Source organism: Microbulbifer variabilis ATCC 700307, assembly GCF_000380565.1.
Taxonomy (GTDB): domain Bacteria; phylum Pseudomonadota; class Gammaproteobacteria; order Pseudomonadales; family Cellvibrionaceae; genus Microbulbifer; species Microbulbifer variabilis.
Genome location: NZ_AQYJ01000021.1, coordinates 1 through 21,501 on the forward strand (window position 1 = coordinate 1; position 21,501 = coordinate 21,501).

Below are 21,501 nucleotides of genomic sequence, written 5' to 3' on the forward strand. Positions count from 1 at the left end.
GATTCATTTGGACTAATTTCTGCTTTAAACTGCCGAAACATTTCTTCCGGTGTTTTTCCATACACAGACAAGAATGCATTACCAAATTTCTCTCCATTTTCTATAGCCCGAAGTAACTTTATACCCCCTCGTGGGTGAATAAACTCATAGAATAGCGATGCTTGGCGATAGTCCATATGCTGCTGCGTCCAAGCATCTTCGGAGGGCGGATAATTCAGTGGCCAGCGTGTGCTAAAAAGTGCCCCTTTGTCTGCCGCAACGATATGGTTCCCTGAACGAATAGAAGTTAGGGCCTGCTCTTTACTGACACGAGTAGCACCGCCACCTTTAGACGCAAAGGTTGCTAAACCGTCGTGATACCACTGAGGTATAAATGTGGCTTTGAATATTGAGACCTGCTGGAATAAGTGTAGGTGCGACAACTCATGCGCCAGCCAAATGGGATAGTCCTCGTTTGAAATCACATAGGATGAGAGGAATAGGCCGTTTGAAGTTACAGCAGCAAGAATACTCCCTTTTAAACCAGTGTATGAGTTAAAGCATTCTCGCGTATCGCAAATATGGACGATTACCTTTTTCGAGAAAGGCTTGTCATGCACACGCTCAATTAGTTTTATTTGATCATCTAGGATTTTTTGAACGAGTAGGGCATTTTCCTCCATGCCTGGCTTGAACAAAATGCGCTCATCAGCAGCTAACTTGCTAAATTCATCCTCTACGGGTGAATGACCCTCTAGCGGAGAAAAATTATCGCAACCCGTAGATAGGACAAGAACTAGCATGGCGAAACATGTATAACAGCATTTCCTCCATAAACTTTGTAAAAGAGGCATTTTCTCAATCCTGTTTGCTTGGCAGAAAAAGAGCGAACGGTATTGCAGTTGGGCCAAAAAGCCCTCCCAAGATAACCCATAAAACTCGATTTAGATTCCTTTTCCGTGCGATTGCTAGGCAAACGACCATGCACACAAGGCTCAATACAAATAGGATGCTAACCATTTCATAATCTCTACGTGGTTGGTTCAGACATTTAACGCCTAGCCGCACGGGCCGGAGGTGCGAAGCACCGGAGGTCCAAAAAATACGCAGCATTTTTGATCGTGCCGGCTCTTGTTACAACTTTATCTGCTCTTAGTTTGTGTACCAAGATCTTTCTTCGACCGTAATATCCAATATTTCCCAGCTCAACTGCTCAGATACTACTAATACCTTCGCATCGCCTTCCGAAACATCAACATGCCACAGCTCATCAACCTCTATATTCTGTAGAACATCTGAATGTATAAGTCCCTCGAATGAATTCTTCTTTTTCAGGCTTATACTTGTCTCGAAAACAACATACATGGGCAAATCATCAGGATCTTGTTCGACAGAGAATTTTATGGGGCGTTTACACGTTACTAGTACTTTCTTTCCAACACCTACAACATAGAAGACTAAAAGTATTGTACTGCCATCATTACCGAACTCTACCTTGATATCTAGATCAGCATTATCTAACCACTTCCTACAAATTTCGTTCAGGTCTTTCATAATTTCTAGTTGTAACGCCCGCAACAGCCGTGAGCGTAGCGAGTCGGCTGCTTGCGTTTGTTAGCGCAACCGATCTAGCTCATTCTTTATTTGATTAATTTGTTTTGCAGAGAACACAGACTGACTAAATTCTATGCTGCTTTCACTGCCTATTATGCAAATAGTCATTGGCCACCACCCCTTAACTACATAATCCTTATACTCAGAGATAGGCATGTAGTCAGACCCTAACAAGCTACGAAAAACTATTGCATCTTCAGTAACTAAAAATGAGTACTCCTCGACCTTAGACTTACCACTATTAAATACTGCGAGCCAAACTGTTACCCCAATTGGAATGATGAAAAGCCCTGTCACGTAGAATTTTATATAATTTTGAGGAATGTCCTTTCCAAAAAATACCATTGCAATCGATACCAAGCAAATACCAATTAGAGAGAGGACTAAGTTATCTAATCTATAGATAAGCCCTTGGACACGAGTTTGTACAACTTTCATACTCATCGCTCTTATGACGCTAACGCCCGCGTCAACTGCCGGAGGTTAGATTGCACTCGCTTGTTGTGTGCGTACCTGAACTAATCTTCAAGCTTACCAAAAGTCCACTCAGCATTTATGCTTTTTCTTTCAGCATAAGTACCTGGTTCCAAAACTGTAAGGTCATTTATGCTTTCATCTCTCTTTATTAGATGGCCTACACCTATGAATCTTGGCTCACTGTTTTCCATACATTCCTGAACGCCACATAAAAACTGCCAACTACCATCCGTATCTCTACAAGAATCTAAAACAGGTCTAGAGCCATCAAATACATGTGGGCAAACATACACCCCGTAGTCATCTCTAAATTTCACACGATCTCCTTGAGCACATAACGCCTTGCCCACAGGCAGCTGAAACGCAGTGTAGGCTGTCCAGCCCCAAAGGGGCGATTGTGCGGCAACTTGTTAGCCATGCATGCAAATTTCTGCAATATTCTGCGCCTTTTCTATGCTGATACCATTAATAAAGTCATTATAAAACTCATGCTCAGCTTTATGTAAACACAGTGTTGGTCTTGAACCTTCGCTTTGTGGGTTTACATCTGTTGCTAAAGAATGAGTGCTTTCATAATAAGGAAGTTCACTGCAGAACCAACCAAAGTAACCTTTACCAGTATCTGGTTCGTCCCAAGTCTCAATATAATGATTGAAGCTTTGTTCACTTAAAGATACCCATACACCCCACATGAATGGGTCTGCTACACCGTGAATAGGTATTTCTATTATTACTCTTGCAAAATAATGTGTGCCATCTTCATCTGTGTAATAGCAAAGGTCATCGCTGATCTTTCCTTTCTCTTTTATTTCATCTGGTTGTGACAGCCACGGATCAGGAGCTTTGAAACCAAAGCTTGGAGAGCCTTCGTGGACTTCACCGCAGCATGAACATGTAAAGCTAAATATTCCTGACATATCTCTAATTCTTTATTCGGCTAACGCCTAAATCAGGTGCGCCGTAGGCGTCACCTGGATTTACTTGTTATGTGCCTGATGCTCATTGCGTACTTGAATCTCGTTTAGACACCCTTCACAGATCGCCATGATTTGTGCGTAACCTTCAGATATATCATTCCATTCACCCTCAGCCATTAACACAGTGTCGCACTCATGGCACCAAGCTTCACGAAACGGAAATTCAGGATCGGGATTATCGTTTGCTTCTATAAACCCTAAGTTCACCCCATGCTGGAGATGAGAGCATATGAAAGCAGGTTTCTGAAGCCCATGTTTAGTGCACTCCATCCTACTGTTTTTGTTTAAAGGTTCACCCATTTTATGCCTTATTGGGGCTAGTTATTTTAAATTCAGCTGATTCTGAAAATGGAGTTTGAACAAGGATAGAAAATTTATAGCTCTCATTGTTGTGGTAAAAATCGATCTCCATCTCTTGCGTTGCTCTCCATGAGCCTTTATCTCTAGCATCTTTTTCAATTTGATCAGTCAGGTCACTATCACAACGAAACTCACCAGAAATTGCGTTCCCATTTGAATCAAAGTATATGGTTTTCAATTGCACTTGGTAAATATAACCAGAGTCAAGGCTGATATTTGCAGATGATCTCATTATTTAATTTTTCTCCATTCAAACTCTCAGCTTCAACGATTGCTGGAGATTTGGTAGCACATAACAGTGTATTCAAAAGCAGCTGCATTATATCACCAGCCGATATATCCCAAGAGGAGAAAACTCCTCTAGCCAGAAAAAAATCAAATAAATCAGTATGTTAGCCAACATTGGTGGAAAATTACTCTAGTGGATATAGTGCGATTGCATTATATCCTGATATTTTGCTGCTTTTGATTACAGGCGTAAATCATTCAAAATCAATGAGTTAGCGCTTTTTCTACTGTGGATATGTGCGGTTGCTCTTGATCTTTGATGTTGGCAGTACGGAAAAGCAACAAAATGTATGCAAAATCAGCATGTTCAAGCAGTTAAGGATGATATTTCCCCAAAACCATCTGTCAAACTAGAGCGTTTGGTGGATGTTCTGGTGCGGCCTTTTTAAATAGGGGTTACCGTACCAGAAGGCTTCGATCCTAAATGATGAGTGAAAATAGCACTATCACTACGAATAGAGTGCCGACCTAAATACCACAGCAATATATTAAAAGTCTGTAAGATATTTTGGCTCTCGAGAGATCTTTTCTATTGATGCGTGGAAGGTATTTCAAGTAGCAGTATTACCAATGTTTTTTGCATTCTAACGCGAGAAACGGTGAGGAGTATTAATTTAAATGGCCATTTTTAAGTGTGACTAAAATCTTTCAAAGCGTGAATAAATAAAAATATAGGCACAAAAATAATCTTATTAGATTTTATTAGGATTGTTTTAGTGTCAAAGCCACGTAAAATCGATAGATATTTATTGATATTTTGGCGGCGATTAAGAAGCCATCTAAAGGCAATAATCAAAGCAGCTCGGTTCAAGAGTATCGAGAGAATCAAGAACCCAAGAATTTTCTAAAGACCACCCCTTAAAGGAGAACGGTAGCGTGAAGTAAGAATAAGTAAAAGGCGCTGACCCAAGGTGCTGGAACACCTGGGGCCAGCTAACCAAGTTGATAATCACAGTATCAAAGTGGCTATATGCATAGTACGCTAGAAACCCGCTCGTCTTCAATAAAGTGGAGCACAATCAGCGGCTTGGAGAGATTCTCCAAGCCCTGGGAGCGTTGCGTCTGCCTTTTTTTATTCTATGCCTACCGTTCTCGCGCACCTCCTCGCAGTTACTCAAAACATTTCTATTCAAGCTTTCCCATTGTGGAAGGCCTATCCATGGTTTGAGTATCAGTAGGAAACAAATATGTTGATCTTAAAGCGCCGCACAGGCGAAAACTTACGGATTGGAGTGAATGTCTCAATCACCGTATTAGAAGTTAAGGGCAATCAGGTAAAGGTAGGAATACTTGCCCCCAAATCCCTGCCCGTACACCGCGAGGAGATTTATAGGCGGATCAAAAGGGAAGGAAATATAGGCAGTGGAAATCGTTGAGAATCTGATCGGGATTGTGGCGTGTAGCCATAAGCGGGTGGTGTTGCTATGAAAGCGCTAACTGCTGATAGTTAGCGCTTTCAGTCGAGCCTTTCGCTGCGGATAGAGCCACAGGTTAAGCTCGGAAGTGATCTGTATTAGTGATGTTTATGCTTAAATCCAGCAGCAAATTTGTCTGCTAATTTAAAGTAGTGATTCAGATCCTTGCGGGTTTTTTCTGGGCGGTTGTTTTCGGAGTTAATGTGGATATTTTCCACAACAACGGCGATGTCTTTTGCCAGCTTCTGTCTTTCGCCTTTCAGGTTCTCAGCGAAATACTCAACACTTTTTTCGAGTCTGTAGGTGATGACATGAATCTCGTGAAGTTCAGCAGGGTTAAGCTTTTTCTTGCCCTTAATTTCTTCTGTTGTTTCAACAAAAATCTTTCTCGCATCCTTCAAAGAAGTAACTTTCGCTACTTTAAAGTGCTGGATGGGCTTTTCGCCTGATGCAGGGCTAGCGTGAGCAGTGGTAGCAAAAGTAACAGCAAAAAGTAATGCAATTAAAGTTCTCATCTTTTCTCTCTAACGCCCAAACTTTAAGGGTTGATAAGGCATTGATCGGGCGAGGTGAATGCCTAACATTTATCAGTGATCATTTTGACCACTTTGATCGCTATCGTAAATGAGGATAACTATCATTAACATTCATGATACAGGAATTTTTAGGTGCTCAAAACATTTGTCGTAAAAATTGCGATCAAGCTGATCGAAATTTGTAAGGAATAAGAAAATTGAATCTGGAAAGGATGCGCAGGGGAGGGGGCTACGGAGGTTTTTGCCAGGAAGAGGCGCCCCGTGTTATGGAATTTGATCTATTAACCCTCTCTTCGCGGTAACAAAGAGAGGGTTATTTTCAGGAGGAGCCGGTTAACCCGGTATTATTGAGACTGGCTTCACAAATTACCTGGTACGGAAGCTAGGAAATCTCTCCCAGTACATTAACCATCGCCGAGGTTAATTGGCTGAGGTCTTCTTTCGAAATCACATAGGGCGGCATGGCATAGACCAGCTTGCCGAAGGGGCGCAGCCAAACTCCGCGTTCGATTAAAGCTTCCTGCACTTTGGCTGTATTTACCGGCTCGCGCATTTCCACCACGCCAATCGCTCCAAGGGCTCGAACATCGGCGACACCCGGTGCGGATTTTAATGGGGCTAGCTGTTCGGTCAGCTGCTGTTCGATTGCGGTTACTCGCTCCTGCCAGGGTCCGCTGAGTAGCAGTTGAATACTGGCATCGGCGACGGCACAAGCCAGGGGGTTACCCATAAAAGTGGGGCCGTGCATAAATACACCGGCTTCGCCTCGGCAAATACCTTCGGCCACTTTATCGGTACAAAGGGTGGCGGCGAGGGTCATGGTGCCGCCGGTGAGGGCTTTGCCCAGTGTGAGGATATCCGGGGTGATGTCGGCGTGTTCACAGGCAAATAACTTGCCGCTGCGGCCAAAGCCGGTGGCGATTTCATCGGCGATTAATAGCAGATCGTGCTCGTCACAGAGCTCGCGTACACGGCGCAAATAGTCGGCAGAATAAAAACGCATGCCGCCAGCGCCCTGGACGATCGGCTCTAAAATAATCGCGGCGAGTTGATCGCGGTTTGCTTCCACTTGCTGGCGCAGTTCGGCGATATCACTGTCACTACAGGTGTTACCGAAGGGGACCTGCGGAGCGGGGGCGAACAGATGCTGGCTCAGCTGCCCGGCAAACAGGTGATGCATTCCGGTGACCGGGTCACAGGTGGCCATGGCTCCGAATGTATCGCCGTGGTAACCGTTGCGCAGGGCGAGTAGTTTGCTCTTTTGTGGTTTTCCCTGGGAGTGCCAGTATTGAATGGCCATCTTGATGGCCACTTCCACAGACACTGAGCCGGAATCGGTGAGAAATACCCGGTTGAGGCCGGGTGGAGTGATTTCCACTAATTTCTTGCACAGCTCGATTGCGGGCTCATGAGTTAAACCTCCGAACATCACATGGGACATTTTGTCCATCTGCTCGCGCATGGCCTGGTTTAGCTCGGGCACATTGTATCCGTGCAGGGCACTCCACCAGGAGGACATACCGTCGATCAGGCCGCGCCCGTCTTCCAGGTAAAGTCTTACCCCCTCGGCCCGCGCTACCGGGTACACCGGGGGCGGGTTGATCAGCGAGGAGTAGGGATGCCAAATATGTTTGCGATCGAAATCCAGGTCCATAAAAACTACATCTTTATTCTCAAGAGCCGACATTCATCAGTTAGGCCAGTTCGCGCAGTACTCTGAGCGGGGGCTGGCTGATCGAGCTGTAACAGGCCAGGGTACCGGCGGTGCCAACCAGTACTGCACCGGTGAGTGGCCCGGTTAGCCAAAGGACTGGGTGCAATATCACCGGCAGTTCAAAGACCCAATAAGACAGCACCGCCAAGGTGGCTTCAGCACCGATAGCCGCGAGCAAACCGGCGGCAAAACCCAGTAGGCCAAATTCCAGTATCAGGCTTCTCAGCAACAAGCGCCTGCGGCCCCCCAGTGTGCGGATAATTGCCGCTTCCTGCAATCGCTCGGCGATACTGGCGCGCACCCCGGCAATTAATACCAGGACCCCGGCAACCAGCATCAGGGCCATGACTGATTCGATAGCAAAGGACACCTGGTTAATGGTGTCGCGGATACGTTGGATGATCTTATCCAGCTCTATCACGCTGACACTGGGGAAGGCGCGAACCAGGTCGTTAACCAGCAACTTGTCCTCCGGTGGGAGGTAAAAACTGGTGATATAGGTAGCCGGGAAATCATCGATAGTGCCCGGTGCAAATATCATATAGAAGTTGGGCCGCATGCTGTTCCAGTCCAGCGAGCGGAAGCTGGCTACCGGGGCTTCTACTTCCAGTCCGCCAATAGAGAAACGCAATTGATCTCCCAGTGACAGTTCCAGCTGGGCTGCCAGCTCCACTTCTACGGAAACACCTTCGCTGGCCTTGTCCCACCACTCGCCTTCCAAAATACGGTTATCCGGCGCCAGGGTATCGGTGTAGCTCAGGTTCAACTCCCGGCGAACGCCACCGGGACGATCTTTTTTCTCTTTAATCGAGACGCCGTTAATCGCTACCAAGCGGCCGCGCACCATGGGGTAAAACTCGGTGCTGCTTACCTCGCCCTCTGCCAGCATATTTTCCATGGTTGGAACGTCGTGGGGGGCGATATTCAGAAGGAAGTGGTTGGGGGCTTTTTCTGGTAATTGCATCCGCCATTCATCCACCAGGGCTGTGCGGGCAAAGACCATGGCCAGCATGGCCAATAATCCGGTGCCAAAAGCGGCAATAAGGAGGGTGTTGAACGCGGCGCGGCGTTGCAAGCTGCCCAGGGCAATACGCCATGCGCCGCCGAGGGAAGCTAATTTGCCGCGCACCAGGAGTCGGTTAACCAGGGCGCTGCCCGCTACCAACAGGAGCATGCCGACAAACAAGGCGAGCGTCATGAGCAGACTGCCGGACAGCCACCAGATTAGGAGCAGCATGGCGCTGGGGCCGAGAATCAACCCGAGCCATTCGCGTCTGTCCGGATTGCTCCAGTCGTGTCGCAAGGTTTGCATCGGGTCTGTGCGAGCCAAACGGAAAAGCGGCGGCAGGGCAAAGCCCAGGGCGCAGGCGAGGCCGGTGGCGAGTCCAATTAGCAGAGGGCTCCAGCTGGTGGCCGGGGGTTGAACCGGGAAGAACCCTTCCATCAGGTTGACCGCCTGGCTCTGGATAAAGGTGCCCAGTGCCAGCCCGATAGCAGTGGCAATCAGGGTGAGGGCGGCCAGCTGTCCCAGGTAGATGCCGAGGATTTTGTTGCGCCCGGCGCCGAGGCTTTTCATTACGGCTACGTAGGCGCCGTGGCGCAGTCCGTAGCGTCTGGCTGCCAGGCCAACGGCGACGCTGGCGAGAAGTACAGCCAGGCTGGCGGCGAGAAACAGGAATGACTCGGCTCTATCCAGGGCTGAGGCAACGCGGGGCTGGCCTTCGCGCAGGTCCAAGATTCGCTGGTGCTCAGTCAATTGAGGTTTGAGCCAGTCAAAGTAATCCTTCAGGACTTGGTCATCACCGGCAAATAGGTAGCGGTAGCGCACTCGGCTGCCGGGCTGGATCACACCTGCGGCGGGCAGGTCGGCGGTATTGGCTAGCAGTCGCGCGCCCATATCAAACAGGCTGGTGCCCCGGTCGGGTTCCCGCTCCAGTATGGCTGTCACTTTCAGTTGGGTGTCGCCGAGGGCGATAGGATCGCCGAGCTGGATTCCCATCAATGGTAGAAGGCGGGACTCCACCCAGGCTTCTCCCGGGGGAGGTCCTTGCGGTGCCACTTCCCCTGGGCCTTTCGGGGACTTGCTGATTTCCAGTTGTCCCACCAATGGATAGCCTTTGTCGACAGCTTTGACTGAGACAAACTGGAACTCGTCGTTGGCGGAGATCATGGATGAAAACTGGACTATCTGGGCCTGTTCCAATCCCTTTTTATTGGCTTCCTCCAGCCATGCGCTATCCACGGGTTTGCTGCTGCGCAGCACCCGCTCTGCGGCCAGGAAAGTGAGGGATTGCTGCTCCATGGCGCGGGTAAGGCGGTCAGTGAAATGGGCAATGGCGGTTACACAGGTCACGGCCAGTACCAGGGCACTGGCGATCAGGGCCAGCTCGCCACCGCGCCAGTCCCTGAAAAGCAGTCGCAGCGGCAGCATCAGGCGGATACCTCCGACAAGTTGTCGTCACCAGAGAAGGGCACGTAAGACTCCACGGCTCCAGCAGACATACGAAGGTGAGTGGCGCAGCGTTCAGCGAGGCGTTGCTCATGGGTTACCAATACCAGAGTGGTACTGGACTCGGCGTTGAGCTTGAAGAGCAAATCGATAATTTTGGCGCCATTGCCTGCATCCAGGCTGCCGGTGGGTTCGTCGGCAAAGAGGATGGCGTCCTCTCCGCTAAAGCTAGCGAAGGCCCTGGCAATGGCAACCCGCTGCTGCTCCCCACCGGAGAGCTGGCGCGGATAGTGGCCCAGGCGATGTTCCAGACCAACCTTGGCCAGGAATTCCTCTGCGCGCTTGGCGGCGCCGCGCTCTCCACGCAGCTCACTGGGCAACATGACATTCTCACGAGCCGTGAGGCCTGGCAGTAGCTGGAAGGTTTGGAATACAAAGCCCACGCAGCGGGCGCGTATCGCTGCACGTTGTTCCTCATCCATGGCGGTAATTTCTTCACCGGCCAGCCAGATTTTTCCTTCGCTGGGCTTGTCCAATCCCGCTAATAGACCGAGCAGGGTGGACTTGCCGGAACCTGAGGCACCGGTCACAGCCAGGCTTTCCCCGCGCGCCAGTTGCAGAGAGATATTGTTTAATAGGGTCAATGGCCCTTCGCTGGTGGAGACTCTGTGATACAGGTTTTCTGCCGTAAGAATGGCGGACATACTGTGTTCCCTATACGGATACGCGAATTTTTTGGAGAGTATGACATGACGACAGCCTTTTTTCGGCAGTTGGCGGCTCAATTCAGCTTGGTACTGTTGCTGTTTATCCCTGTCGGGGCTGCCCAGGCGAATACTGCGGATACCTTATTGGTGCTGGGTGACAGTATCAGCGCTGCTTACGGTATTAATGAAGAGCAGGGCTGGGTGCAATTATTGCGAGAGCGCCTGCAGGAGAAAGGTAAAAAAATTCGAGTGGTCAATGCCAGTATCAGTGGCGAAACGACTTCCGGTGGGTTGACGCGTTTGCCTCGCCTGATGGAGGAGTACAATCCGCGTTGGCTGATTGTGGAGCTGGGTGGTAACGATGGCCTGCGGGGCTACCCGCCGCAGTCCTTGCAGCGCAATCTGATGGAAATGGTGAAACTGGCCAAGAACTCTGGTGCTGAGGTATTGCTATTGGGCATGCGTATTCCTCCTAACTACGGTCGTGCCTACACCAATGCCTTTGCCGCTGTATATCCCAAGGTGGCGAAATCTGAGCAGGTCGGGTTGGTGCCTTTCTTCCTGGAGACAGTGGCGCTGGCAGATGGGGCAATGCAATCGGATGGTATCCACCCAACCGCCAAGGCCCAGCCCGCATTGCTGGACCATGTATGGCCCTGTGTTGAGTCACTGCTGGCAGAAGAGGTGGATAGCCAGTCGTGTACTCCGTGATCGAAATGCGTACAATCGCGCCCCCAGGATTGGGAAAGCCAGCAACTGGCCATCAGCCACAAGAAGTAGTACTGCGGCTGTGCCCCCAGGTTTGTAACCGGCCAGCGGTACTGAACTAGTTAGAGAGACACCATGCCCGAAGTGGAAAATCGCCGCGAGCGACTCGAATTTAACAAGCTGCAGAAGCGCCTGCGTCGTCATGTGGGTCGCGCGATTGCGGACTTCAACATGATTGAAGAAGGCGACAAAATTATGGTCTGCCTGTCCGGTGGCAAGGATTCCTATGCCATGCTGGATATCCTGCTGAACCTGCAAAAAACTGCACCGGTCAATTTCGAGCTGGTGGCGGTGAATATGGACCAGAAACAGCCGGGGTTCCCGGAGCATATCCTGCCGGAGTATTTGCGCTCCCTCGGCGTGCCGCACCACATCGTGGAAAAAGACACCTATTCAGTTGTGCAGGAAGTGGTGCCTGAAGGCAAGACCACCTGTAGCCTCTGTTCGCGCCTGCGCCGCGGTACCCTTTACGGCTTTGCCGAGGAAATTGGTGCCACCAAAGTAGCCCTTGGTCACCATAAAGACGACATTGTCGAGACCTTGTTCCTGAATATGTTTTACGGCGGTCGCCTGAAGGCAATGCCGCCCAAGCTGCGTGCCGATGATGGGCGCAATATTGTGATTCGTCCGCTGGCCTATTGCCGTGAAGAGGATATTGCCCGCTATGCGGAGTTTAAGGAATTCCCGATCATTCCCTGCAACCTGTGCGGTAGCCAGGAAAATCTGCAGAGGCAGGCGATTAAGCAGATGTTACGGGAGTGGGATAAAAAATTCCCAGGACGTAGTGAAAATATCTTTGCCGCATTAACGCGTGTATCCCCATCGCAACTGGCAGACAGGGATCTCTACAACTTTGAAAGCCTGGAATTGGATCGCTCTAAGCCGTCGGCTGCCGAGCGCCCTGACCATTTAATTCAGCGTCAGGTGAATTCCTGGGAGCCTGAGGATGCTCAGGAGGCTGCGCCCCAGTATATCTCGGCGCTGAATTTGTAGGGTCTGCACCACTTACCAGTTGGGCATAGCTGCATTCAAAATCCCTCGTAGTGGCGCTGGGCCCGTGGTGAAAATGCTGGTGCCACAGCCGCGCCATTTTCGCCACATCATTGGTCTCCGGTTCGGGAATCTTGTGAACATTCGCTGAGCGGTAAACCAGCCAGGCGATAGCGGTGGCATAGCGCAAGTTGGTGGTCAGCTCGCTGTGGGGGTGATCGAGAAAGTCTCGCTGGCTGGCCAGGCCGCGTACCTTTGAGGCCAGGGCTGGATGATCGATCAGATAGTGATCCCAGATCTCCCGGTGCGTGTGTGGTTGGATTTGATAGATGCCCAATCCATGGCGCCGTCCCTGCTTGAGATGAAACCCGAGCTGTGATTCTTGTGCGGCTGTGCCGAGCAGGAGGTTTTCCATGCCCTGACTCCAGGCTCTCAGGTGTTTGAGGGTCGGACGGATAACCTGGAGGCGCAATTCGTCCAGACAAATGCCCATAGTGTTGTCTTTTTTTCTGTGGCTGTTCTGAATATTTAGTTTGCGGATTGAGTCGACGCCACCTGTTGGGTAGATTTAGGCGCAATAAACATAACAATTTTTGAAGTGGTACCGATCCCGTAGCTCATTTTGCCCAAAAAGCGAGCAGCGAGTCGCAGAAAGTGCCCTCTCTGGGTGCCACTCAGTTTGAGTAGAAGGAATCCCCCATGCCCGCACAGTGGCTCGTAGCCCTAACCTTTATCGCCTACCTGGCCCTAATCCTGGTGATTGGCATTTACGCTTATATGCGTACCAAAAATGCCAGTGATTATTTCCTTGGTGGCCGTTCATTGCCCCCTGCCGTTGCGGCGCTCTCTGCTGGGGCCTCTGACATGAGCGGCTGGTTACTGCTGGGATTACCCGGTGCTGCCTATGCTGCGGGGTTGTCTGCGGGCTGGATTGCTATAGGCCTCTTTTCCGGTATCGTGCTGAGCTGGGTCAGTATGGGGCGCCGCCTGCGCATATATACCTATGAACTGGATGATTCCCTGACGGTGCCAGCCTACCTGGATCGCCGTTTCAAGATGGGCCACCCTTATCTGCGCACGGTATGCGCTATTTTCATCTTGCTGTTTTTCCTCTTTTACGTGGCTTCGGGGCTGATTGCCGGCGGTAAGTTATTTGAGACTGTTTTTGGTTGGGACTACCACTTTGCGGTGGTTATCGGTGCAGTTGCAGTGATTTCTTACACGCTATTTGGCGGTTTCCTGGCGGTATCCTGGACAGATGTATTCCAGGGTCTGCTAATGAGTGTTGCTCTGATTGCCGTTCCTTTAGTGGTGATTTCCGATCAGGGTGGCTTTTCCGCCAGCTGGGCTCAGTTGCAAGCACAACAGCCCCAGTTAACGCATTGGTTGACTGATGGCAGTGGACAGGCGTTGGGCATGGTTGCCATTTTGAGTTCTCTCGCCTGGGGGCTGGGCTACTTTGGCCAGCCCCATATCCTGGCGCGTTTTATGGCGGTACGCAGCCCGGATGATGTACCTGCGGCTGCAACCGTTGCCGCAGTTTGGTCCCTGGTTGGCTTTTTGGGTGCTATGGCAGTTGGCCTGTTTGCCCACCTACAGATGCAGCAGGGGCTGCCGGATGGCGAGACGGTCTTTATGGAACTGGTTCAGGTTCTGTTCCATCCAGTTGTCGCGGGTGTGCTGCTAGCGGCGATCCTCTCCGCCATTATGAGCACCGCAGATTCCCAGCTGTTGGTGTCCTCTGCAGCATTGGCAGAGGATATTTATCATGTCTGGTTTGGGCGTAAGACCAGTCCTGAAGCCATGGTGAAAGTGGGGCGCTGGGCCGTTGTTGGGCTCTCTCTAATCGCTGTTTGGATTGCTATGGATCCTGATTCCAAGGTCTTGGATGTGGTGAGTTACGCCTGGGCCGGACTCGGCGCCGCCTTTGGACCGGCACTGCTGATCAGCCTCTACTGGTCAAGAATGACTGGCAGCGGTGCCATTGCCGGGGTGATTGTCGGTGGTGGCACAGTGGTGATCTGGGAGCAGCTCTCCGGTGGTCTCTTCGATACCTATGAATTGCTGCCGGGCTTTATTTTCTCAGCAGCTGCTATCGTCATAGTTAGCGTACTGACGAAATGCCCGGAAGCCGTGGCCTCCCAGCATAAAAAATTGCTGGGCTAACCCCGGAGGGCTTGTACTTGCGGCCCCCAGTGATGGGGCTGAGTGCAGTGTGACAGCTACGCAAAGGGCGCGCCTGTGATATGGGTGCGACTGTTGTGAAGCGAAAAGGATTTCCATCCGCAGCGATTATTCAAATAGCGGTTGGAGATACTGAGTGATCAAAGTTCATCTCGGTGATATCACGCGATTAAACGTCGATGTCATCGTCAATGCCGCCAACGCTCGTCTACTCGGCGGTGGTGGAGTGGATGGCGCCATTCACCGTGCGGCGGGTCCAGATTTGTTGGATGCCTGCCGCAGTATCGGGGGTTGCCCGGTTGGTGAGGTCCGTGCCACTAGCGCTTTTTCAATTCCTGTCAAACGTATTTACCACACGGTTGGGCCAGTCTGGCGCGGTGGCCGTTTGGGTGAGCCAGAGCTTTTATCGAGCTGTTACCGCCAATGCCTGACTTTGGCGCGGCGAGAGAACATGCGTTCCATCGCATTCCCCGCAATTAGTTGCGGTGTTTATGATTATCCTCCCAGGCTTGCGGTAGAAATTGCCGTTGAACAGGTGCAGCAGCACTTGGAGAGAGAGGGGGAGCCACAGAGTATTGTTTTCTGCTGTTTCGATAGGGAGATGGCTGAACTCTATCACGCTCAGCTGGATGCATACGTGCGGCGTTGACAAAATATTTTACCTGGCACTTTCGGCCATTGATTACCGTTTGTGCCCGGAGGATCATAGCTCTCCTGACAATGACACAATAAGAAAAGGAGATTGTCATGCGCACCGCCCAGCAGTGGTTTGCCGAATACGGCGAGAGCCACCAAAACCCGATCAATAAATCCATTCACTGGGTTGCAGTACCGGTAATTTATGCAACTGTTGTTGGCCTGCTATGGGATATTCCGCAGCCGCAGTTTATGGCGGCGATCCCTTGGTTGAACTGGGCTGTAGTGATCACAGTGCCAGTGATGCTTTTCTATTTTGCCCTTTCCTTTGCAATTGCAATTGGCATGACGGCCTTAACGGTAGTTTGCCTCTGGGCCTGGTCGATAGCGGAGCGCCTGGGGGTGCCCGTTTGGCAGACGGCACTGGGACTATTTGTAGTGATGTGGATTTTTCAGTTTATAGGCCACCATATCGAAGGGAAAAAGCCCTCTTTCTTTAAAGATATTCAGTTTCTACTGATTGGCCCGGCTTGGGTTATAGGTTTTGTTTATCGCAGGCTGGGAATCCACTACTGATCACTCTTGCCAACTTGCAGTAGGGGGGCTGACTAGTCGCCCCTACTGATGGGCTTATCGATTGTAGTGAACTGGTACTTCCAGGGTTTCTTTTACTTCCTCCATCACCACGTAACTGGTGCACTCCTGTACTTCTGGCAGAGTCAGAAGAGTCTCACCGTAAAACTTGCGGTAGGCGCTCATATCCGCAACCCGTGCTTTGATCAGGTAGTCAAAATTGCCAGAGACCAGATAACACTCTTGTACTTCCGGTAGTGCGGCCACAGCGTTGCGGAACTCTTCAAATGCGTCCTGGGCGGACCGGTTCAGGCGAATCTGTACAAAAACCACCAGGGCGGCATCCAGGAATTCTGGATTGATCAGGGCAGTGTATCCTTGGATAACGCCATCATTCTCCAGTCGTTTTACCCGTTCAACACAGGGGGTAGCAGTTAAACCCACTTGTCGGGCGAGTTCAGCATAGCTGGTACGGCCATTTTTTTGCAGGACTCGCAGGATATTGCGGTCCACGGTATTGAGTTCTTCCGCGCGCTTGCGCATACCTCTGTCTCCTGGATAGATGATCAGCTCAAAAATCGGACTATCGACTAGGTTTAATAGTGGATTCCACTAGTTTGATAAAAAATCTTATAGAAATCCACTTTAGGGGTGGCCTTATACTGGGGAAAACACAGAAATTAGGTGTGGCTTTGTCTATGCGCAAAGATTGCGCCAGATACAGAGATTGAGGAGCAGAAAATGTTGATTGGCGTCCCTAAAGAGATCAAAAACCACGAGTATCGTATTGGCCTGACGCCGTCGAGTGTTCGCGAACTGGTTGGCCACGGTCATCAGGTAATCGTACAGAAAGATGGCGGTGCAGCTATTGGCTTTACCGATGAAATGTACGAGCAGGCCGGTGCCAAGATTATTGATACTCCGGAAGAGATTTTTGCCACTGCCGATATGATCGTCAAGGTCAAAGAGCCGCAGCCGAATGAGTGCGAAATGCTGCGCCCTGGGCAGGTTCTTTACACTTACCTCCACCTGGCTCCAGACCCCAAGCAAACCGAGCTGTTGGTGAAATCCGGTGCAACCTGCATCGCTTATGAAACTGTTACCGACCGCTTTGGTGGTCTGCCGCTGTTGGCGCCGATGTCTGAAGTGGCTGGTCGTATGTCTGTACAATGTGGCGCCCACCACCTGGAAAAAGCTCAAGGCGGCCTTGGAGTATTGCTCGGTGGTGTACCCGGTGTAGCCCCCGCGAAAGTCCTGATTATCGGTGGTGGTGTTGTTGGTACCAATGCAGCCAAGATGGCCCTGGGTATGGGTGCTGATGTAACCATCCTGGATCGCTCACTGCCACGTCTGCGTCAGCTGGATGACATCTTCGGTGGCGCTGTGCGCACCGAATACTCCACAAACGACGCTATTGAAAAGCACGCGCTGGAAGCGGACCTGGTTGTGGGTGCAGTATTGATTCCGGGCGCTGCGGCTCCCAAGCTGCTGACTCGCGACATCATCAGCCGCATGAAGAAGGGTGCTGTGGTTGTAGACGTGGCTATCGACCAAGGTGGTTGTTTTGAAACATCCAAAGCCACTACCCACCAAGAGCCTACTTATGTGGTAGATGGGGTAGTACATTACTGTGTAGCCAATATGCCCGGCGGTGTAGCCCGCACCTCCACCATGGCTCTGAACAACGCTACCCTGCCTTACGCCGTGGCCCTGGCAAACAAAGGTGCTAAGCAGGCGTTGCTGGATGATGCGAATCTTCTGGAAGGGCTGAATGTTCACGCTGGTATGGTGACCTACAAAGCTGTTGCCGATGTATTGGGCTATGAATTTGTGGATCCCAAGCTGGCTCTGCAAAAAGTAGCTGAGTCTGAAGAAGCTGTAGCCTGATTGTTGGCGGCTGCTCAGCAGCCGCCTATTTAAAACGGGCTGCAACGCGCTTGTTATTTGGGATTTTTTCCCGGAGCGCTCCTGGCGTTCCTCTCTGTGAGACCTGACAGTGGAAGCTGTCATTGATAGCCGCGTGTCAACGCGGCTTTTTTATTGCGAGTTTTATTTTCTGGGTTGGCTTACTGCTGCACTGATTTCCCTTAAAGTCAGTTGTTGGCGATAGCTCAGTATCAGAAGACAGGAAGGACTTTACAGAACACTCCATCGGATTTAATCCCGCCTCTATCATTTTTTCTTCCCTGTGAAACGGCAGGATCTTCAATTTACAGAAGCCAAACTTCAACCCGGCGATTTTTTACTTTGCCACTGGAGTTGTTCGATGCAATAGGTAGGTAAGCGCCGAAGCCCTGTACGGGAGCAGTGTTTATCTGGTGGTCGCGAAGTGCGGATCGCACAGTTACTGCACGCAGCTTGGATAGAATTACTGAACGTTCCGGGCTGGCTTTTTCGTCGCCAAATCCAATCAGTAGCAATCGGCGATCACGATTTTGGGGTTTTTGCATATAGTTTGCGAGTCTTTGAATATCCTGCTGGGCTTTGTTGTCCAGAGACGCACTACCTTCAGAGAAACGGAAATTAATACTTAGTCGTTCTGCTTTTTCAGTCAGGGTCAAATACTCCACTGGGCCTTCCCTTAAGCTGCCAGGCTTTACACCAATTGGGGTCTGTGCAACAAACCCTGTGGCTTTTACCTGCTCTTGTCCCAGCTCACTTTGCACAAAACGTAGAAAATCATCAGCAGCTGGTTTGGCTGAATACACCGGTGTATATAAAAACAGGCGGCGTGATAGGGGATAATCTTCTGTCGCAACAGTTAAGTGTTCAGGTGCTTGAGGCAAAGTATCTTCATCGGAAACAGAGATTGCCTTGGATTGCCTTATTGATGCCAGCCCAACAAAGCCAATGCCGTTGGGGTCTGCGGCAACCAGGTCCGAGAGTTGATCATTGGATTCAAAGCGTTTTGCGCTGCCGGCGAGTGTGTGGCTTTTGCCAAGTACCAGATTCTTGAATGTATCCCAGGTGCCAGATTGATTATCACGGGCATAGACTTTGATTCGACCTTTGTTACCGCCGAGTTGGGACCAGTTGGTAATTCTGCCGGAGAAAATAGAGGCGATTTGTTGCAAGGTCAGTTTTTCGATGCGATTACCGGGATGCACAATAATTGCCAGGCCATCGATAGCAATTACATGCTCTGCCCGGCTACTGCGCATGTCTCCAAGGCGGCTCAGAGATGATAATTCCGTATCCTTGATCGGTCTGGAAGCCATGGCAATATCTGCTTGAGACTGCTCAAGCCCTTTAAACCCAGTACTTGAACCATGCGCCGCTATATCAATGAAAACGGTGTTACTGCCAGTGTCTGCCTGTACGCGAAGTTCATTGGGAGTGTTCAAGGGGATTACGCGAATATTTCTGGCGCTTTTTGCGGAGAGGTAATCGCGAATCAAGTTGGGTGCCAGCTGTGCACCGATGGTGTTGGATCCGTGTAAGGTAAACAACAGGCCCGAAGTGCTCGAGTCGAAAGGAGGCAGCTCAGCTGCAGCCGCCGAGGTGAGTATAGGCCCCAGTAAAAGTGATAAGGTGAAACATAGCCGGTGAAGGAACAGGTACATAAAAACTCGCCCATAGGGAAGAAAAACGAGGCCGCAAAATATGTCTTATTTATTACAAAATGATGAAATCTTGATGAATAAAACGTGCAAATGTCTCACTATCCGCTGTAGGAGTGATTCGCATTAAATGATCGAGTGGAAATTTGAAGCTGTGAGGTAGGAGAGATTAAGGCTTTGTAATAGAGGTGGCTCGGGTGTAAGAGGCTGCTTAATTTTTTTTACAACCCCTTTTCCGTTCGGTTGTGTATGCTCAGCGGGCGGGGAAAAGCCGACTTACCAATACTGGCAGCGCGGTTTCCACGCGCAGAATACGCGCTCCCAAATGTACCGAGTGGAAACCGGCCTCCTTTAGCTTTTCAACTTCGTAGGGGATAAAGCCTCCCTCAGGGCCAATCGCAAGCGTTGTTGTCTTATCGATATCAACGGGACAGGCATCGCCACCTACCGGGTGAGCTACCAATTTTAATGTATTGGCGGATAGCTCGGGTAGCTCATCCTCCACAAACGGTTTGAAGCGCTTGCGCAAGATGATTTCCGGCATCTGAGTATCAACAGCCTGCTCAAGGCCTAACAGGCACTGTTCGAATAGTTTATCCGGTTCCAGCCAGGGTGTTTGCCAATAGGACTTTTCTACACGATAGCTATTCAGGAGAACCAGCTTTTTTACGCCTAGGGCAGTGATATGCTGAATAATCCGCTTCAACATTTTAGGGCGCGGCAATGCCAGAACCAGCGTAAGTGGTAGTGGTGGTGGAGGGCTGTTTTGTAACTCCACCCTTAACTCTACTTGTTGATCAGTAAGAAAAGTGATTTCACCAAAACCAATCTTGCCATTGAGTAACCCAACACGCAGTTGCTGCCCCGGTGCAGCTCGATGGACTTGGATAATATGCTCCAACCTGCGGCCTGAGAGGCGTACATGTGTTGAGTCGAAGAAATCAGTTTCCCGTAAAACAATCAGGTTCAAAATCCGCTAACCTTTGCTGGGCCCAGGGAATAATTTATGCGCAAAAGCTTATTGCTTGGCGGAGGCTATAGCCCCTTTACCCAAGCCTTCATAAGCGCGAACGGTGATTTCTTTTCCAGGCAAATCTTTGGCCAGGGTATTGGCAATATATTGAGCCAGTTGCTCCACGGTAGTATCGCAGTTGATCACCTCGCAACAGCGCACAGGAATCTCCAGAGTGAAATTGCCCTGCTGAGCCCGATAAGCGAAGCTCAGGGTTTTCTCGCCCTCCTCAATTAAATCTTCGCGGGTTCCTATATAGATGTCTTCCCAGCGTTTTGCCCATTGTTGCTCCAGCTGCTTGTCGCGCTCTCCAGCAGAATAAATCTGGATGCGGGATCGATGGCCATGGGCAATTCGCTGGCAATTGCCATCGTGTTTTTTTAGCCCATGGCTGTAGTGGTAGAAGGCATCTTCTATTTTTTCATCTTCAAAAGAGAGCTTGAGTTGCTCGACACTGGTCGGAAAGGAGCTGGCCAGCTGCTTTACACTCCAGTTTGCAACGGTGTCTCTATTAACAGTGTCAGCTTCGACTAGAGCGAAAGCCTGCTCGGGCCCGGATACGGCAATTTGCTCGCCATTTGCCAGCTGCCAACTGAGTGAAATTAGCTCGCCTTCATTAGTAAGTGTCAGGCCTGGGGCCTTGGTGGGCACTAAAAGGCGGTGGTCAAGTTGATCATCCAGCCAATGGCGTAGAGTCTTTTTAACGATACCAAAGTCACAAACCATACCCTGGTGATCCAGGGTGCCCTCAAGGGCAGCATTGGCCAGCCATGTCTCTCCTACCAACCCGCGTTCATGGTCCAGGTAGCTGAAGTCAACATTGGTCAAATTATCGACAAAAAGGTGCATGAGTAACTCTATTGAAGGGGTAAAATACTAGACGTCTATTATAACCTGTTAATAGGGCTGGAACTTGCGCCTTTATGCCTCTATAATCGCGCCCTCTTCGGATGCACCGAAGATCGTTGTGGCGGCCCTTCCGGTCCCCTCGCAATGAGCAGCTGTGAACCCCGCCAGGCCCGGAAGGGAGCAACGGTAGCAGTGGTATCATGTGCCGAGGGTGTTGCTGGTTGGGCTGCCTCCATCTTCTCAGTCTTTCCCTTCTATTTTCTTTTAGATCTTCTTTCCCCGTTGCGAAGTAAGCTTCTTGAGACCTCGCGAACTGATTGGTTTTGAGCCGTATTTTCCCCCGGAAAATCTGCAAAAAAAGGTATTTTGTGTCGAACTGGGCTTTCAAATTGCGCCTGACGTCGATGACAATA

General features: G+C 50.3%; 22 protein-coding genes and 1 other RNA gene. 8 read left to right on the forward strand and 15 right to left on the reverse strand.

Features of this window, described 5'->3' with window-relative positions:
• The 6 genes from G367_RS22965 to G367_RS0103150 form a co-directional block, all read right to left on the reverse strand.
• A partial coding sequence (locus G367_RS22965; protein ID WP_245556648.1) for a hypothetical protein occupies positions 1-890 on the reverse strand: 890 nt, incomplete at its 3' end.
• A gap of 241 nt (positions 891-1,131) precedes the next feature.
• Positions 1,132-1,533: a hypothetical protein gene (locus G367_RS0103125; protein ID WP_020411639.1), complete on the reverse strand. Its 402-nt coding sequence runs from the start codon at positions 1,531-1,533 to the stop codon at positions 1,132-1,134.
• 60 nt (positions 1,534-1,593) lie between these two features.
• Entirely contained in the window at positions 1,594-2,031 is a 438-nt protein-coding gene (locus G367_RS0103130) for a hypothetical protein (RefSeq protein WP_020411640.1), read from the reverse strand.
• 80 nt (positions 2,032-2,111) lie between these two features.
• Entirely contained in the window at positions 2,112-2,387 is a 276-nt protein-coding gene (locus G367_RS0103135; RefSeq protein ID WP_020411641.1) for a hypothetical protein, read from the reverse strand.
• 93 nt (positions 2,388-2,480) lie between these two features.
• Complete coding sequence (locus tag G367_RS0103140; RefSeq protein WP_020411642.1) at positions 2,481-2,987, reverse strand: DUF2199 domain-containing protein; 507 nt, start codon at positions 2,985-2,987, stop codon at positions 2,481-2,483.
• Between the two features lie 361 nt (positions 2,988-3,348).
• Entirely contained in the window at positions 3,349-3,639 is a 291-nt protein-coding gene (locus tag G367_RS0103150; protein WP_020411644.1) for a hypothetical protein, read from the reverse strand.
• 1,243 nt (positions 3,640-4,882) lie between these two features.
• Here G367_RS0103150 and csrA point away from each other — a divergent pair.
• Positions 4,883-5,071 (forward strand): carbon storage regulator CsrA, encoded by a 189-nt coding sequence (gene csrA, locus G367_RS0103160; protein WP_020411646.1) that lies wholly within the window; start codon positions 4,883-4,885, stop codon positions 5,069-5,071.
• Between the two features lie 137 nt (positions 5,072-5,208).
• Here csrA and G367_RS0103165 read toward each other — a convergent pair whose 3' ends face one another.
• From G367_RS0103165 to G367_RS0103180, 4 genes are all read right to left on the reverse strand, one after another.
• Positions 5,209-5,625 (reverse strand): DUF6746 family protein, encoded by a 417-nt coding sequence (locus G367_RS0103165; RefSeq protein ID WP_020411647.1) that lies wholly within the window; start codon positions 5,623-5,625, stop codon positions 5,209-5,211.
• Positions 5,626-6,028: 403 nt separating this feature from the next.
• The gene (gene bioA / locus G367_RS0103170; RefSeq protein ID WP_020411648.1) at positions 6,029-7,333 is read right to left on the reverse strand and encodes an adenosylmethionine--8-amino-7-oxononanoate transaminase; all 1,305 of its coding nucleotides are present in this window, start codon (positions 7,331-7,333) and stop codon (positions 6,029-6,031) included.
• Positions 7,334-7,340: 7 nt separating this feature from the next.
• Positions 7,341-9,791 carry an ABC transporter permease gene (locus G367_RS0103175; RefSeq protein WP_020411649.1) on the reverse strand — a complete coding sequence of 817 codons (2,451 nt, stop codon included), beginning with the start codon at positions 9,789-9,791 and terminating at the stop codon, positions 7,341-7,343.
• The gene (locus G367_RS0103180; RefSeq protein WP_020411650.1) at positions 9,791-10,513 is read right to left on the reverse strand and encodes an ABC transporter ATP-binding protein; all 723 of its coding nucleotides are present in this window, start codon (positions 10,511-10,513) and stop codon (positions 9,791-9,793) included. The genes G367_RS0103175 and G367_RS0103180 overlap by 1 nt, the downstream gene beginning before the upstream one ends.
• 45 nt (positions 10,514-10,558) lie before the next feature.
• On the opposite strand from G367_RS0103180, the gene G367_RS0103185 reads away from it, so the two are divergent.
• Together G367_RS0103185 and ttcA are read left to right on the forward strand one after the other, a co-directional pair.
• Positions 10,559-11,227, forward strand: a complete 669-nt coding sequence (locus G367_RS0103185) for an arylesterase (RefSeq protein WP_020411651.1) — start codon at positions 10,559-10,561, stop codon at positions 11,225-11,227.
• A gap of 132 nt (positions 11,228-11,359) precedes the next feature.
• The gene (ttcA, locus tag G367_RS0103190; RefSeq protein WP_020411652.1) at positions 11,360-12,277 is read left to right on the forward strand and encodes a tRNA 2-thiocytidine(32) synthetase TtcA; all 918 of its coding nucleotides are present in this window, start codon (positions 11,360-11,362) and stop codon (positions 12,275-12,277) included.
• Here ttcA and G367_RS25545 read toward each other — a convergent pair.
• Positions 12,162-12,767: a hypothetical protein gene (locus tag G367_RS25545; RefSeq protein WP_211214878.1), complete on the reverse strand. Its 606-nt coding sequence runs from the start codon at positions 12,765-12,767 to the stop codon at positions 12,162-12,164. The genes ttcA and G367_RS25545 overlap by 116 nt on opposite strands.
• A 206-nt stretch (positions 12,768-12,973) precedes the next feature.
• Between G367_RS25545 and putP the strand changes: the two genes are divergently transcribed.
• The 3 genes from putP (at position 12,974) to G367_RS0103215 (ending at position 15,670) form a co-directional block, all read left to right on the forward strand.
• Positions 12,974-14,440, forward strand: a complete 1,467-nt coding sequence (gene putP / locus G367_RS0103205; RefSeq protein ID WP_020411653.1) for a sodium/proline symporter PutP — start codon at positions 12,974-12,976, stop codon at positions 14,438-14,440.
• Between the two features lie 154 nt (positions 14,441-14,594).
• Positions 14,595-15,107, forward strand: a complete 513-nt coding sequence (locus G367_RS0103210; protein ID WP_020411654.1) for an O-acetyl-ADP-ribose deacetylase — start codon at positions 14,595-14,597, stop codon at positions 15,105-15,107.
• A 98-nt stretch (positions 15,108-15,205) separates the two neighbouring features.
• A complete protein-coding gene (locus G367_RS0103215; protein ID WP_020411655.1) occupies positions 15,206-15,670 on the forward strand; it encodes an Mpo1 family 2-hydroxy fatty acid dioxygenase in 465 nt (154 codons plus the stop codon).
• Positions 15,671-15,724: 54 nt separating this feature from the next.
• Here G367_RS0103215 and G367_RS0103220 read toward each other — a convergent pair whose 3' ends face one another.
• Entirely contained in the window at positions 15,725-16,210 is a 486-nt protein-coding gene (locus G367_RS0103220; protein ID WP_020411656.1) for an Lrp/AsnC ligand binding domain-containing protein, read from the reverse strand.
• A gap of 198 nt (positions 16,211-16,408) precedes the next feature.
• Between G367_RS0103220 and ald the strand changes: the two genes are divergently transcribed.
• Positions 16,409-17,554, forward strand: coding sequence for an alanine dehydrogenase (ald, locus tag G367_RS0103225; protein ID WP_020411657.1), 1,146 nt, complete (start codon positions 16,409-16,411; stop codon positions 17,552-17,554).
• 323 nt (positions 17,555-17,877) lie between these two features.
• On the opposite strand, the gene G367_RS0103230 is transcribed toward ald, so the two are convergent.
• The 3 genes from G367_RS0103230 to G367_RS0103240 form a co-directional block, all read right to left on the reverse strand.
• The gene (locus tag G367_RS0103230; protein WP_020411658.1) at positions 17,878-19,230 is read right to left on the reverse strand and encodes a substrate-binding domain-containing protein; all 1,353 of its coding nucleotides are present in this window, start codon (positions 19,228-19,230) and stop codon (positions 17,878-17,880) included.
• A gap of 250 nt (positions 19,231-19,480) precedes the next feature.
• A complete protein-coding gene (locus G367_RS0103235; protein WP_020411659.1) occupies positions 19,481-20,197 on the reverse strand; it encodes a 16S rRNA (uracil(1498)-N(3))-methyltransferase in 717 nt (238 codons plus the stop codon).
• A gap of 48 nt (positions 20,198-20,245) precedes the next feature.
• The gene (locus G367_RS0103240; RefSeq protein WP_020411660.1) at positions 20,246-21,088 is read right to left on the reverse strand and encodes a 6-carboxytetrahydropterin synthase; all 843 of its coding nucleotides are present in this window, start codon (positions 21,086-21,088) and stop codon (positions 20,246-20,248) included.
• Positions 21,089-21,216: 128 nt separating this feature from the next.
• Here G367_RS0103240 and ffs point away from each other — a divergent pair.
• Positions 21,217-21,314, forward strand: an RNA gene (gene ffs, locus G367_RS25550) — signal recognition particle sRNA small type.
• The last annotated feature ends 187 nt before the right edge of the window (positions 21,315-21,501 follow it).